The organism is Sphingomonas rhamnosi (assembly GCF_036663615.1).
Taxonomy (GTDB): Bacteria; Pseudomonadota; Alphaproteobacteria; order Sphingomonadales; family Sphingomonadaceae; genus Sphingomonas.
Genome location: NZ_JAXOJJ010000004.1, coordinates 254,396 through 268,320, shown reverse-complemented (window position 1 = coordinate 268,320; position 13,925 = coordinate 254,396). Strand labels below are relative to the sequence as shown.

10 protein-coding genes are annotated in these 13,925 nt (G+C 66.3%); 2 read left to right on the top strand and 8 right to left on the bottom strand.

The genetic code is table 11. The annotated features are described in order from the left end of the window. Positions 1-54: 54 nt before the first annotated feature. Together gspD and U1701_RS10880 are read right to left on the bottom strand one after the other, a co-directional pair. The gene (gene gspD, locus U1701_RS10885) at positions 55-2,268 is read right to left on the bottom strand and encodes a type II secretion system secretin GspD (RefSeq protein ID WP_332782588.1); all 2,214 of its coding nucleotides are present in this window, start codon (positions 2,266-2,268) and stop codon (positions 55-57) included. Then, entirely contained in the window at positions 2,265-3,035 is a 771-nt protein-coding gene (locus U1701_RS10880) for a type II secretion system protein N (protein ID WP_332782587.1), read from the bottom strand. The genes gspD and U1701_RS10880 overlap by 4 nt, the downstream gene beginning before the upstream one ends. 149 nt (positions 3,036-3,184) lie before the next feature. Between U1701_RS10880 and U1701_RS10875 the strand changes: the two genes are divergently transcribed. Continuing rightward, positions 3,185-3,838, top strand: a complete 654-nt coding sequence (locus U1701_RS10875) for a prolyl hydroxylase family protein (protein WP_332782586.1) — start codon at positions 3,185-3,187, stop codon at positions 3,836-3,838. Positions 3,839-3,871: 33 nt separating this feature from the next. Here U1701_RS10875 and U1701_RS10870 read toward each other — a convergent pair whose 3' ends face one another. Both U1701_RS10870 and U1701_RS10865 read right to left on the bottom strand, forming a co-directional pair. Continuing rightward, positions 3,872-6,586: a TonB-dependent receptor domain-containing protein gene (locus U1701_RS10870; protein WP_332782585.1), complete on the bottom strand. Its 2,715-nt coding sequence runs from the start codon at positions 6,584-6,586 to the stop codon at positions 3,872-3,874. Positions 6,587-6,671: 85 nt separating this feature from the next. After that, complete coding sequence (locus U1701_RS10865; protein WP_332782584.1) at positions 6,672-8,270, bottom strand: beta-helix domain-containing protein; 1,599 nt, start codon at positions 8,268-8,270, stop codon at positions 6,672-6,674. A 284-nt stretch (positions 8,271-8,554) separates the two neighbouring features. Here U1701_RS10865 and U1701_RS10860 point away from each other — a divergent pair, with 284 nt between their 5' ends. Beyond that, the gene (locus U1701_RS10860) at positions 8,555-8,887 is read left to right on the top strand and encodes a DUF6481 family protein (RefSeq protein WP_332782583.1); all 333 of its coding nucleotides are present in this window, start codon (positions 8,555-8,557) and stop codon (positions 8,885-8,887) included. 79 nt (positions 8,888-8,966) lie between these two features. Here U1701_RS10860 and U1701_RS10855 read toward each other — a convergent pair whose 3' ends face one another. From U1701_RS10855 to U1701_RS10840, 4 genes are read right to left on the bottom strand one after another with little or no spacing between them, the layout of a single operon-like run. After that, on the bottom strand, positions 8,967-10,460 hold the full coding sequence (locus tag U1701_RS10855) for an efflux transporter outer membrane subunit (protein WP_332782582.1): 1,494 nt from the start codon (positions 10,458-10,460) through the stop codon (positions 8,967-8,969). After that, complete coding sequence (locus U1701_RS10850; RefSeq protein WP_332782581.1) at positions 10,460-12,058, bottom strand: DHA2 family efflux MFS transporter permease subunit; 1,599 nt, start codon at positions 12,056-12,058, stop codon at positions 10,460-10,462. The genes U1701_RS10855 and U1701_RS10850 overlap by 1 nt, the downstream gene beginning before the upstream one ends. 2 nt (positions 12,059-12,060) lie before the next feature. Further along, the gene (locus U1701_RS10845) at positions 12,061-13,260 is read right to left on the bottom strand and encodes an HlyD family secretion protein (RefSeq protein WP_332782580.1); all 1,200 of its coding nucleotides are present in this window, start codon (positions 13,258-13,260) and stop codon (positions 12,061-12,063) included. Then, positions 13,257-13,877, bottom strand: a complete 621-nt coding sequence (locus U1701_RS10840; protein WP_332782579.1) for a CerR family C-terminal domain-containing protein — start codon at positions 13,875-13,877, stop codon at positions 13,257-13,259. The genes U1701_RS10845 and U1701_RS10840 overlap by 4 nt, the downstream gene beginning before the upstream one ends. Positions 13,878-13,925 lie beyond the last annotated feature (48 nt).

Sequence of the window (13,925 nt, the reverse complement as noted above, 5' to 3'; positions counted from 1 at the left end):
GCGACTCCTGGACTCCCGCCTTCGCGGGAGAACGGTGAAGGACGAGAACAATCATCATCGCTTCGCCGGCCGGAACACGGTCGTGGTCGACCGCACCGGCACCGCGACCCGCGGATCCTCGATATTACCCGGGATCGGCGCGCTGGGGATCGGCGGCGCGGCGCCCATGTAATCGCGGACCAGCTGGTCGATCGACGGCTCCTGCCCCGGATCCTGCAACCCCTGCTGCAGGCGCACATAGCCATAGCGCTGCTCGGTCAGCCGCCGGCTGTCCTCCGCGGTGCGCAGGATCGTCGGGCGGATGAAGATCATCAGGTTGGTCTTCGCGCGCTGCTTCGCCTTCGAGGTGAACAGATGGCCGAGCACGGGCAGGTCGCCGAGCAACGGAATCTTCTCGATCGTCCGCCGCTCGTTATCGTCGAGCAGCCCCGAAATCACCGCGATCTGGCCGTCGTCGACGGTCCGCACCGTCTCGACCTCGCGCTTGTTGAGGATCAAGTCGCTGTTATCACTGGAAACCGGTCCGGCGATCGAGCTGACCTCCAGGCGCAGGTTGAGCTTCACCGTGCCGCTGGAATTGACCTGCGGGCGCACGGTCAGCTCGATGCCGACATTCTGGCGCTGCGTGGTCTGGAACGCATTGTCGAAATTGTTCGATAGCGCGCGGCCGGTGGTGATCGGGATTTCCTGCCCGACCAGGCTGTGGGCCTCCTGGTTGTCGAGCGTGACGAGGTGCGGGACCTGCAGCAGGTTCGACTGGCTGTCGCTCTTCACCGCGTTGATGATCGCGCCGAAGAAGGTGCTGCCGATCTTGCCGCCAAACCCGCCGAACCCGCCGCTGGCCGCCAGGATCGACGCGATCGCCGATTGCTGCAGAGTATCGGCAGCGCTGCTGGTGTTCTTGGTGGTGGTGGTGCTGCCGTCGGTGTTGGTGGTCGTCGTGCTCGACGTGTTGAGCTGAGTCGCGCCGATCGCGCCGGCGATCTGCAGGATGTTGGGCGCGGAATTGGAGAAGGTCGATGCCCCGAACGCCCCGCCGCTTGGATCGCCAACGATAAACTGCGCGCCGAGCGTCTTTGCGGTCGTATCGGAAACCTCCGCAACGATCGCCTCGACCAGCACCTGTTCACGGCGCGTGTCGAGCTGACGCACGACTTCCGCCAGCTGCCGCTGAATCTCGGCGGGCGCGGCGATGACGATCGCGTTGGCGCCGGTGAAACGCGTGACGACCGCAGCGGTCTTGCCGCCTGCGGTGGTGAGAGCAGGCTGGCCAGTGCCAGAGCCGCCGCCGGATGCGACGGGGGTGGGCTGGCTGATCTGCTGCTGCGGGCTGCCCTGCGAGCCCGAACTGCCGTTGGTGCTGCTCGACCCGAAATTCGTGCGCGACAGCGCCTGGGTGGTGGGCTGGGTCGGGGTCTGGCCGACGAGCTCCTGCAACACCGGCAGCAATTGCTCGGCATCGGCGTTCTCGAGGAACACGACCTTGATCTCGGTGCCGTTGCGCGCTTTCTGGTCGAGGTCGATCGCGACCTGCGCGAGGCGCGCGACGGTCGCGGAGTCGCCGCGGAGCGCCACTGCGTTCGATCCCTCGACCGCGACGACAGACGCCGTCGGGCCACCTCCGGCTGCACCGGCGGCACCGCCCTGCCCTGCCGGTCCGCTGCCGATCAGGCCCTGCAACGCGGTCGCGATCTCCTTGGCGCTGGCGTTCTTCAGCGCGATCACGCGCGTGCTGGCATTGTCGGTGTCGATCCGGCGCAGCACTTCGCGGACGCGGCGGATATTGTCGGCGAAATCGACGATCACCAAGCTGTTGCCGCCGCGGTTCGCGCTGACCGATCCCTGTGCGCTGACCAGGGGCCGGACCGTGTCCACCGCGCTTGTCGCGTCGATCGAGCGAAGCCGGACGATCTCGGTCACATAGCTGTTCCTCGCCGCGCCGCGCACGCCGATCCGGCTCGGCTGCGACGCGGCGTTGTCGAGCGGCTGGATCCGGAACGCACCGTTCGAGGTCGGCACCGCGACCAGCCCGTTCGAGCGCAACGTCGACAGGAATATCTCGAAATATTCGGATCGCGACAGTGGACGATCGGTGACCACCGTCACCTTGCCCGATACGCGGTTGTCGATGATGAACGTGCGCCCCGTCACCTTCGCAGCATCGGCGATGAACGCGCGGATATCGGCGTCGCGGACGTTGAGCGTGGTCTGTGCCTGCGCGGTGGCGGCGATCGCGACGACCGCGAGGGAAGCGAGATATGGTTTCATTGGGGCGGTGCGATCGTGATGGCGAGCGTCAGCGTATCCTGGCCGCGCTCGAGGGTGATGGGGACGTTGCCGCCCCCTGCAAAATCCTTGGCGATACGGTCAAGATCGCCGGGCCCCGAAACCGGGCGCCCGCCGAGCGACGTGATCACGTCGCCCTCCTTGAGACCCGCCGCGCGAAACGCGTTGCCGGTGCCCTGCGGCCGGACGGTCAGACCGCTGATCCGGCCTGCGTCGATGCGGGGGATAAAGCCGATGTCCTGACGGAGCTGGGCGACCTGGACGCCGGCCGCGGCTGGCGCGCCGCCTGCAGCCGGTGGCGTCACCGGAGTCACGGGCGTAACCGCACCCGACTGGTCGAGGAACAGGTCCTCGTCGGCACCGCCGCGCTCGATCGTGACATGATCGAACGCCACCGATTTCAGGCGCACGCCGGGCTGAATCTCGGCACCGACCGCCACGCTCTGCTGGATGCCGTCGGCCCCTGCGATGATCGCCGAGCCGCCGCCCATCGCCTCGTCGATCCGCGTGCCGAACAGCGTGAGCTGCAGCGCGGTGACGGTGGCGGGCTGCGCCGCGCCACCGCCGAGGCGGAAGAACGGGTCGAAGCTGCCGAGGATATCCGCGCCCGCGACCACCGGTGCGGCGGGGCGCCAGTCGCCGAGCGGCGTCACCGGCGTCGCCAGCACCCACACGAACCGCGCGCACTGCACCGCTAGCGCCGCCATCAGCGCCAGTTCGGCCAAGGAATAGACATTCACGACGGGCATCCGCCGCAAGATACGGCGCGCCCGGGCATCCAGCTTCAAACGCATGTGGTTCCGTCCCGCATCCCTGCCGGTAGGCATGCCATGTTACACCGCAGCGTCAAAGTCCTGTCATATTTGCGTGTGGGGCCCGTGCTTGGCAAAAGCGCGGGATGACCGATCTTCTTTCTGCCGCTTCGGGTCTCGACCCGGCGCCAATCGTCGCACGATTGAGCGTGCCCGGCGTCCAGCGCGTGCCGAGCCCCAAGCTCGACCTGTTCATCCGCCGCGACTTCCTGCCGCCCGACCTGTGCGCGGCGTTGATCGAACGGATCGACGCGGTGCGACGCCCCTCGACGATCTCCGATTCGAACGGTGACGCGGCGTACCGGACCAGCGAGACCGGCGATCTCGATGCCACCGACCCGGTCGTCCTCGACGTCGAGGCGCGGATCGCGGCGCTGACCGGCCTCGCCGGTGCACACGGCGAACCGCTGCAGGGGCAGCGCTATGCGGTCGGGCAGGAGTTCAAAGGCCATACCGATTATTTCGAGCCTACCGGCGTTGATTACGACCGCTATTGCTCGGTCGCGGGGAACCGGACCTGGACCGTCATGGTCTATCTCAACACGCCAGAGGCGGGCGGCGCGACGCGGTTCAAGGCGATCGACAAGATCGTGCCACCGGAGGCCGGCAAGCTGCTCGCGTGGAACAACCGGCGGCCGGACGGCACGCTGAACCCCGCGACGCTCCATCACGGCATGAAGGTGCGAAGCGGGGTCAAGTACGTGATCACGAAATGGTTTCGCGAGCGGGTCTGGGCGTAAGCTGTTCCCCGGCTTTCGCCGGGGTCAAGATTGTCAGAACGTCACGCTCGCGCCCAGCGTGAACACGCGGCCGAGCTTGTAGCGGTTGATGTCGACTTCGTTGCCGTTGCTGAACGTCTGATATTCGCGGTAGCCGGTCCCGGTCAGGTTGCGGCCCTCGAACTTCACCTCGATCTGCTTGTCCATCACCTTGATCCCCTGGCGCGCGACGACGTCGAAGCGGATACCGGGCTTTTCGATCAGATCAGGCAGACGAATGCCGCCGCCGCCGCCGACCGGGCCGCGGTTGGTCACGCGGTCGCTCGCATAGTTGAACAACAGCGTCAGCTGCGACAGGCTCGACTTATCCTCGATCCCGAGCTGCAGGTTCACCAGATGGTCCGACTGGCCGACCAGCGGGGCGCCGTCCTGGAACAGCACGTTGGCGGGGGTCAACTGCGCCTGCGATCCCGACTGGATCGGCCCGGCAATAAGCTGGTTGCCCGCACTGATCGCGGAATGGGTGTAGGTGTAGTTCGCGATCAGCACGAGCCGGCGCGTCGCGAGCCAGTCGGGCCCCAGCATGTCGAGATTGATGTATTTCTGGAATTCGGTCTCGCCGCCGTACAGCTTGGCCTGCGGCGCGTTGGCGAAGCCGGTCTGCAGACGATCAGCGTTCGGGAAGAACGCAACCGCCTCTATCGGATTCTCAATCCGCTTGTAGAAGCCGGCCAGGCTGATCCGCTGGTCCTTTGCGAAATACCATTCGGTCCGCGCCTCGGCGTTATAGAGCTGCGAGTCCTTCAGATACGCGTTGCCGGTGAACAGGCGATCCGAATCGAAGTCCTGGTACAGCTGCGGTGCGAGCTCGCGGAACTGCGGGCGGGCCAGCGTCTTCGAGAAGTGCAGGCGCGCCTGCAGGTCCTCGGCGAAATTCCAGGTGACCGTCACCGCCGGCAGGAAATAGTCGTTGTTTAACCGCGTGCCGGCGAGCGTAGCGCCCGCATTGACGCGCTCGTCCGCCGTTTCGTAGCGAACCCCGACGGTGGCCCGCAGACCGTCGAGGATCTCGCCCTCGACCTGGCCATAGGCGCCGTGAACCTTCAGCGACGCGTCGTAGAGCGCAGCACCCTGATCCGATGAGGTGTTGCGCAAGTAGATACCGTTGGTCTGGATGCTATAGTCGGACAGCAGGTAATCGGGGCGCAGCTGTGCCACCACCGGCGACAGCGCCGAGTTGTTCGCGCCGGCATATTGGAAGGTGAAGCGGCTCGAATCGCGCGACGTGTCGTTATAGGCATAGCCCACCGACACGGCGAACGGACGGTCCGACGGCGCATTCCAGGTCAGGTTGGCCTGACCCGACCAGAGCTCCTCGCTCAACTCGCTGAACGCGACCGACGCGCTCTGCAGCCCGACCAGGTTGTTGACATAGTCCTTGACCGTCGGATCATATTCATAGGTGAACTGCCGCTCATAGGGTGAGTTGCGCTCGGTCTTGGCATAGCTACCGCGCGTATCGAACGCGAAATTGCCGAACTTGAACTCGCCAACCAGCTGCGTGTCGATCAGCTGGCGTTCGAACCAGCTGGTGTTCTGCGTGATGAACGCGGGCACACCGTACGACGACGGGATACCGGTATTCGACGTGTCGCCGACGCTCAACCGGCCCTGCTTGACCGTGTCGTGAATGTACAAATTGGTCCAGCGGATCTTGTTCTCGCCGAATTCCGCGCCGAAGCCGAGCAAACCGTTCACCAGCGCGCGGTTGTCGGTCAGCACGGTCTGGAAATCGCTGATCAAGCCGCCGTTCGGATCGTCGGTCAGCTGCTGGCGCGTATCGCGGGTACGCCACGTGTTGCTGATACCTGCGGCGGCTATGACGCCGACACGCGTGCTGCCGATATCGACCGACGTGCCAAAGCTTGCCTCACCGGACAGATTGGCCGGCAGTTGGTTGTTGCGCTGGAGCAGCGTCGTCTGCGCATTCGACAGGCTGGTGACTTGCGCCGAGGTCGGCGAGGTGCCGTTCGTACCGGCGGCCTTGATGAAACCGGGGACCTTCCGCTCGCCGCTGTCGAAACCGAACTCGTCATACTTGCCGCCGTCATAGACGTAGCCGAGTTCGCTGGTCGTCACGGTGTCCGCGCCGACCGACCCACCGACCTGCAGGAACGTCTCTTCGGGAACGGCCTTGGTCGTCAGATTGATGACCCCGCCGCCGAACTCGCCGGGATAGTTGACCGAATAGCTCTTCTGCACGAGCGCCGACGCGATAACGTTGGTCGGGAAGATGTCGAGCGGCACAACGCGACGCAGCGGCTCCGGACTTGGCAGCGGCGAACCGTTGAGCAGCGACGACGAATAGCGATCGCCGAGGCCGCGGACATAGACGAAGCCGTTGCCGACCACGGACAAGCCAGTCACGCGCTGCAGCGCGCCCGCGATGTCGCCTTCGCCGGTACGGGCGATGTCTTCGGTTGAAAGTACGCTCACCACTTCGGGCGTCGCGCGGACGACATCGGGGATGTTGCGGCCGACGACGACGATGTCGTCCATGTCGCCACTGCTGCCCGGGGTCGAGATGTCGACCTGATCCCGCTGCTCGGATGCCTGCTGCGCGGGGTCAGCCGGTGTCCCGGCCTGCGGCGAGACGACACTGCCCGCAGGAGCGGACCCGCCACCCGCCGGTGCGGATTGCGCCAGCGCAGCGGCGGGTACGAGCGTCGTCGTCGCAAGGAGGACGGAGACGAGAACGGAAGACTTCATGGCTGCCCCGGCAACAAGAGGATCGTTTAGTATCGATGTGGCGCGGACGACCCCCGTCGCCCGCGCCCCACCGTCGTCAGTCAGGTCAGGTCGTCGGCAGCGCGGTGCAGGCCGAGCTGGTCGTCCCGAAGTTCGCGCGGTTCGAGTTGCAGGTCCAACCGCGATACCAGGTGTCGGTCGTGCCGTTGACCGCACCGATATAGGTTGTGTTGACCAGGAACGACGAGCCCGCGGGGTTCAGCGTGGACGCGTTGAACGCGGTCGTGGTGGTGGCCACGCCGGCGGGCAGGAAGGTGCCCGTGACCGCCGAACCGACCGCGGCCGCCTCGGTGTTGTTGCTGCCAGCGCGGAAGATCGCCTGCTGCTCGGCGGCGGTGACCGTCACACCGTTGACGGCGGTCTCCGAATAGGGCGTCGGGCAGCTAAACACGACTGAGTTGAAGATGGGGGGACCCTTATCTTCAAGCGCCGCATTGGCAGGGCGGATCGTGGTCTTGCCGCCGGCGTCGGCGCCGGCGATGATGTTCAGGCACGCCGCGGTTGCGCTGCTGACGATGCCGTTGACGAAGGTCGCGTCGGCACCGCCGCGCAGGCGGATCGCCGCGTTGGTCGCGGTCGAGGTATGGATGAAGGTGAAGTTCGCGAGGTTGTACGACTGGCGCGGCAGCGCGTCTTCGTTGTTGTTCGAGTCGATCTCGGTCGAATAATTGTCGCCGGTGGTGTTGGTCGGCTTCTGGATCGCCAGCACGAACTGGACAAAACCCTGCCAGCCGACATCGGTATCCAGGCCGTCATCGTCCGCGCCGGTGAAGGCAAGATAGCGCAGGTTGGTGCGACCGCCGAAGATCTCGATGCCGTCGTCCGAGCTGTTGTGGATCTGGACGTGGTCGATCGTCGTACCCGATCCGGTGCCGCCGAGCGTCAGGCCCTGCAGCTCGTTGTTCGGGCTGATGACCGTGCCCGAGTAGCGGATCTGGACGTACCGAACCGTGCCGCTGCTGTCGGTCGGCGTCGCGCCGCCGTACAGTGCGGTACTGGTGCCCTCGACGACGTTCTCGCACGCGGCGGAACCGCCGGCGACGGTCGCGTTGCAGTTCGAGACCGGTGCGCGGCCAGCGAGGATGATGCCGCCCCACAGACCCTGCGACTCGTCGGTCACGCCGCCGCTCAGGTTGGCCTGCGCGGTGAAGATGATCGGCTGAGTCTCGGTGCCCTCGGCGAACAGCTTCGAACCACGGTTGACGACTAGGAAGTCGTTGTCGGCGTTGGTGGTGTTCGCATAGATCAGCGAGCCTGCGGCGATCGTCAGCTGCGACGCGATGCCGCCCGGCGCGGAGCCCGCACCGCCGATGTCGACGCCGACGTCGACGCGGCCATTGATCTCATAAGCGACGCCCGCAACCTTCGGCAGCGACAGCGCGGTCGAAATGACCGACGGCAGACGGCACGAACGGTAGCTGCCGAGGATGCCGACGTCGGTGGTGCCGGTCGGGCACGACGCGGCGGGCGTGCCGGCGGTCGGGGTCGGCGTGGGGCTCGGCGTTGGGCTCGGCGTCGGCGTACCCGGAACGACGATGACGCCCTCACCCGGCGACGCTACGCTGTCTGCGCCGTCGCAGCCCGAAAGCGCGAGTGCTGCGGTGCCAGTCAGCAGGACGAGGCTGAGGCGCTTGAAGCTGGTCATAGGAACTCCCGGGTCGGATCGTTGATTGGATGGATCGACTCAGGCTCCCCCCTGCCGATCTCCCCACGGCGGGTAGGCGTCGTTCATGACGCCTCAATGTGATTTCAATGACGGTTTCGGGACCAAAACGTTACGCTTTCGTGACGGTGGACCGCGGCGCCCACAGCGCGTAAAGGAGCGGCTTCCGATCTTGCGTCCATTGCTTTAAGGCGCGCGTAAACGCGTCCGCGTTTCGGCATGGATGCAAATCTAACCGACTTTCATCACGGGACTAATCGACGACAATGGCTTTCAAAGATCCCAGTTTCCAGGACCGTACCAACAGCGCGGCTCAGGCCAAGCAGAAGGCGCTCGAAGCGCTGCGCGCCAAGCCGCCGGTCGACGAGGCGGCGGTCGCGGAGCGCCTGGCCGCGCGCGAAGCCAAGGAACTCGCCGAGCGCGCCAAGAACGCCGCCAAACGTCAGGCCGAGGCCGATGCCAAGGCAGCGAAGAAGGCCGAAGCCGAGGCCGCAAAGGCCAAGGCACTTGCCGCCGCGCAGGTTACCGTGATGAGCGAAGCCGACAAGAAGGCCGCGCGCGACGCGAAGTACGCGGCGCGGAAAAACAAGAAGAAGTAAGCGAAGTACGCGACACAGCGCCCACTCCGGCGAAGGCCGGGGTGGGCGCGCGGAACGACTCCGCATCATCTGACTTTGGTCAGGATGACGACGTAGAGGGCGACGGCGCCTCGCCGGCTTCCCAACCACCACCCAACGCCTTGAACAGCGCCGCCGTCAGCTGGCGCAATTGCGCGTCGCTGGCAACCAGTTGCTCGCGTGCCGACAGCACCTGCGTCTGCGCGTTCAGAACCGCATCCTGCGCGATGAACCCGGTGCGATACTGCGACTCGGTGGACTGCGCGCTACTCTCCGCGTCGACCACTGCGCGCTGCAGCGCGGCGTTGCGACGACGCTCGGCGGCGATCTGCGTCAGCGGGTCCTCGACGTCGCGCAGCGCCTGCAGCACGGTGGCGCGGTAGCGCTGATACGCCTGTTCGCGGTCCTCCTCGCGGATCTTGACGGTCGACTTGCGCCGACCCCAGTCGAGCAGCGGGAACTGCGCGGCGCCGGTGCCGGTCAGCTGCAGGCTGTCGCCTTCGAACAGCGAACCCAGCGACGTCGAAATGAGCTGCGCCACGCCCGTCAGCGTGAACCGCGGGTACAGATCGGCGGTCGCGACACCGATATCGGCGGTAGCGGCGGCGAGATCGCGCTCGGCCGCGCGGATGTCTGGCCGCCGGCGCAGCAGATCGGACGGCAGACCCGCCGGGATCGCCGGGACCGCGAGCGGCGCGGTCGGCGGCGCGGCAAGCTCGGCCATCAACGTGGCCGGCGCCTCGCCCAGCAGGATCGCCAGCGCGTGCATCCGCACCGCGACGTCGGCGCGGATCGGCTCGACGCGCGCCTCGGTCGCGGTGATCGAGCCGCGCTGACGTGTCACGTCGATCGCGGGCACCAGTCCAACCTTGGCGATGTTCCCCGCGATCTGCAGCGCGCGACGGTCGCGGACCAGTTCCTGTTCGATCGTCGCCAGCTGCACCTGATCGAGCCGAAGCGCGAAATAGGCCTGGGCGACTTCTGCAGCCAAGGTCACTGCCGCATCCCGCTTCGACCAGGTTGCCGCTTCGGTCCGCGCGCGCGCGGCCTCGGTGCTGCGGCGAACGCCGCCGAACAAGTCGAGCTCCCAGCTCGCGTCGAAACCCGCGGCATAGGTGGTGATGCCGCTGCCGGGCAGCGCGATCCCAGTGCTCGTCCCATCCGTGCCACCACCAGTGTCGCCACCACCGAACGCACGTGCGAGCGACGACAGGCCGGCATTCTTGCTGAAGGCGACATGGCTGACATTGCTGGTCGCGTTGACGTTGGGAAGTCCTCGCGAGCGTGCCGATATCTCCTGCAGCCGCGCCTGGCGGACGCGTGACGCGGCGATGGCGATGTCGGGATTGCCCTTCAACGCGCGCTCGACGAGGCCGTCGAGCTGCGGGTCGCCGAACGCCGACCACCAGCGCGCCGGGTCGACGGTCGCGCCGGGCACGCCCTGCGGCCCAACGAATGCGGGCGGCACGGGCAGTTCGGGCGCGACATAGTTCGGGCCGACGGTACAGCCCGCGAGCAGCGAGGACGCCAGCAAGGCGGTGAGAAGACGACGCATCAATGGGCTCCTGGGGGCGGGGCGGCGCCGGTTTTGCCCGAGCGCATGAACAGGACGAGCGGGGCGACGACGAGTACGACGATCATCATCGACCGGAACACGTCGAGGAAACCGAGCATCGCCGCCTGGCGCTGGACCTGGCTGTAGAGGACGGCGAGCGGCGTGGTGGAATCGCCCTGCCCGCCGAACGCCTGTCCGGCCTTCGCCATCCAGTCGTTGTAGTTGGGATCGAGCGGGCTGAGCGTCTGGACGAGTTCGGTCTGGTGGCGCTGGATCCCGCTGGCCAGATGCGTCTGCGCGAACGAGATGCCGATCGTACCGCCAAGGTTGCGCGCGACGTTGAGCAGGCTCGACGCCTGGGCCGTCTGAGTCTGCTTCAGCCCGACATAGGCGATCGCGTTGATCGGCACGAACAGGAACGGCAGCGCCGCCGCCTGGAATAGCCGCGCGAACGCCGCATCGGAAAAGGCGATGTCGGCGGTCAGGTGGCTCATGTTCCACAGCGCGAACGCCTGGACCAGAAGCGCGGGGAACAGCAGCAGCCGGACGTCGACGATCCCACTCAGGCGCCCGGCGAACGGCACCGCGATCAGCGTGGCCACCCCGCCCGCAGTCAACGCGAGACCCGCGTCGAGTGAACTGTAACCGAGCACCTGCTGCAGCATCTGTGGGATCAGCTGCGTCGTGCCGAACAGGATCATGCCGGTGACACCCATCACGCCGATCGTCAGCGCGAAGTTGCGGTTCTTCAACAGCTTCAGGTCGATCACCGGGTCCTTGTGGTTGAGTTCCCAGATGACGAGGCTGACCAGCGATACCGCCGCCACGATTGCCGCCATGACGATGAAGCCGCTCGCGAACCAATCCTCACGCTCGCCGCGGTCGAACACCAGCTCGAGGAAGCCGAGGCCGAGCACGACGAGGATGACGCCGATGTAATCGATCCGCAGCCCGTGCTTGAACCGCTCGTCGCGGTCGATCTTCACCTGTTCGGGCTCGTCGACGAAGGTCTTAACCGCGAACCATGCGGCGATGCCGACGGGGACGTTGATCAGGAACACCCAATGCCAGCTGGAATATTCGACGATGTAGCCGCCCAGCGTCGGCCCGAGCACGGGTCCCACGACGACGACGATCGCGAACGCGGCGAACGCCATGCCGCGTTGTCGTGGCGGGAAGGTGTCGGCGAGGATCGACTGCTCGACGGGTGCAAGGCCGCCACCGCCGATGCCTTGCAGCACGCGCGCGACCACCAGGGTCCCGATGTTGGGGGCCAGTCCGCACAACAGCGACGCGAAGGTGAACAGCGCGATCGACAGCAGGAAATAGCGCTTCCGCCCGATCGCATCGCTCAGCCAGCCCGAGATTGGGATGATGATCGCGTTGGCGACGAGATAGCTCGTCAGCACCCAGGTCGCCTGGTCGCTGCTGATCGACAGCCCGCCCGAGATATGGTCGAGCGCGACGTTGGCGATCGAGGTGTCGAGCACCTCCATGAACGTCGGGATCGAGATGATCGCGACGATCAACCACGGGCTGTGTTTGCCCGCGGCGGACCGCGACGGGCTCCACACCGGTGCGGCGGCGGCCGCGGCCATGCTCAGCGGACCTTGACGGTCGGGACCACCGACATGCCGGGGCCGATCGGATAGCGCCGCGGATCAGGCGCGTTCTTGGTGTCGAACACGATACGCACGGGCACGCGCTGCACCACCTTCACATAGTTGCCGGTGGCGTTCTGCGGCGGCAGCAGGGCGAACGCTTGCCCCGCACCGCGCTGGACCGAATCAACGTGACCGCGGAACTCGACATCGGGATAGGCGTCGACATGGATAGTGACCGGCTGGCCGACCTTCATCCGCGTGAGCTGGGTTTCCTTGAAATTGGCGGTGACCCACATCGTGTCGGGAACGATCGCCATCAGCTGCGAACCCGGCGCGACATAGGATCCGACATTGACCTGGCGATTGACGACCTGGCCCGCGACGGGTGCGGTCAGCCGCAGGTCGCCGATCGCGACATTGGCCTGCGCAACCTGCGCGCGGCGGGCGTCGATCACCGAACGCGCGGCACCGATCTGGCGACGCGCGACGGTGACCTGCGCCGCGGCTGTGTCGACCTGCTCACGAGCGGCGGCGGCATCCGCAGCGGTCTGGCGCGCGGTGCTGCGGGCCTGATCGAGCTGTTGCCCGGCGACCGCATTGGGATCGAGCCGCAGCAGCGCCTCGTAGCGCGCCAGATCCTGCCGGGCCTTCACCGCAGCGGCGAGCGGCACGCGAGCCTGGGCTGCCGCCTGTTGCTGCGACGCGAGCGCGGCGGTGACCTGCGCCTCCGCCTGGGTAAGCTGCGCACGCGACTGGTCTTCGTTGGCCTGCGCCTCGGCGACCTGCGCGTCGCGACCCGACGCCTTGATCACCGCGAGCAGCTGGCCCGCCTCGACATGACGGTTGTCGACATCAGCGACCTGTACCAGCACGCCAGCGACCTGCGGCGCGAGGCGGACGATATGCGTGTCGACGAACGCGTTGTCGGTCGATTCATATTGCCGCGCGTTGAGCCAATAGAGCACGCCGCCGATCACGGCGCCGCCGACGACGACGATCAGAATGATCCAGAACAGCGGCTTCTTGAAGATCGAGGGTTTGCCACCCTGATCCTCGTCCTCCGCCTGGTCGGACCCGCCGTCCTGGTCGTCGCGCGCTGTATCGGCGCCCGGCTTTTCCGGACCGCGGATCTTGTTGGACGTATCGTCGTCGCCCGTCTTGCCCTCGTTGGGCTCGTGATCGGTATCGTAGGTCATGCTGGTCCCCGCATCGAATCGAGAATGGCGTCTATGTTGGCGTCGATCCGCGCCTTGATCTGCGCGATGTCGTCGGCGTCGAGTGCATCGCGATCGAGCAGCCGCAGGCAGGTCGCGCGGTTGGCGCGCAGTGCGAGCACCTGGCCCATCAAGGTGATCGTGGTAATCTTGGCGGCGCGCATGTCGGTGCCCGTCGCGACCCGGACGAGTTCGGCCAGCGTGCGGACCAATTGCCCCATCACACCGCCATAGATGCGATCGAACGCCGCGCTGGGCCGCATCTGCTCGCGCATGACGAACAACGTCCAGTCCCCGCTCGCGTCGGTCGCCATCTTGTCGATCAATCGCCCGAGGATACGATGGATCCACGTCCGCGCCGTATCGGGATCATCGGTCATCGCGTCGTCGAACGGCAGCGATTCGGTCATCATCGCCGCCATCAGCTCAGCGATGCGATCCGCCGCGGCCAGGTAAAGCCCTTCCTTGCCGCCATAATGATAGGTGATCGACGACATCGCGGTCTTCGCCGCAGCGGCAATGCTGCGCGTGCTCGCACCGTCCAGCCCCTTGGAGCCGAATTCGCGAATCGCGATGTCAAGGAGGCGAGCATGAGCCATGCGGGCGCATTAGTTCGATCGAACGAATTAATATAATGACAAGTTCGT

What these genes read in the sequence shown, in the direction of transcription:
- U1701_RS10860 (WP_332782583.1), top strand. Translation starts at nt 8,555, where the DNA reads ATGGCTTTCAAAGATCCCAGTTTCCAGGACCGTACCAACAGCGCGGCT.
- U1701_RS10850 (WP_332782581.1), bottom strand. Translation starts at nt 12,058, where the DNA reads ATGGCCGCGGCCGCCGCCGCACCGGTGTGGAGCCCGTCGCGGTCCGCC.
- U1701_RS10880 (WP_332782587.1), bottom strand. Translation starts at nt 3,035, where the DNA reads ATGCCCGTCGTGAATGTCTATTCCTTGGCCGAACTGGCGCTGATGGCG.
- U1701_RS10865 (WP_332782584.1), bottom strand. Translation starts at nt 8,270, where the DNA reads ATGACCAGCTTCAAGCGCCTCAGCCTCGTCCTGCTGACTGGCACCGCA.
- U1701_RS10840 (WP_332782579.1), bottom strand. Translation starts at nt 13,877, where the DNA reads ATGGCTCATGCTCGCCTCCTTGACATCGCGATTCGCGAATTCGGCTCC.
- gspD (WP_332782588.1), bottom strand. Translation starts at nt 2,268, where the DNA reads ATGAAACCATATCTCGCTTCCCTCGCGGTCGTCGCGATCGCCGCCACC.
- U1701_RS10875 (WP_332782586.1), top strand. Translation starts at nt 3,185, where the DNA reads ATGACCGATCTTCTTTCTGCCGCTTCGGGTCTCGACCCGGCGCCAATC.
- U1701_RS10855 (WP_332782582.1), bottom strand. Translation starts at nt 10,460, where the DNA reads ATGCGTCGTCTTCTCACCGCCTTGCTGGCGTCCTCGCTGCTCGCGGGC.
- U1701_RS10845 (WP_332782580.1), bottom strand. Translation starts at nt 13,260, where the DNA reads ATGACCTACGATACCGATCACGAGCCCAACGAGGGCAAGACGGGCGAC.
- U1701_RS10870 (WP_332782585.1), bottom strand. Translation starts at nt 6,586, where the DNA reads ATGAAGTCTTCCGTTCTCGTCTCCGTCCTCCTTGCGACGACGACGCTC.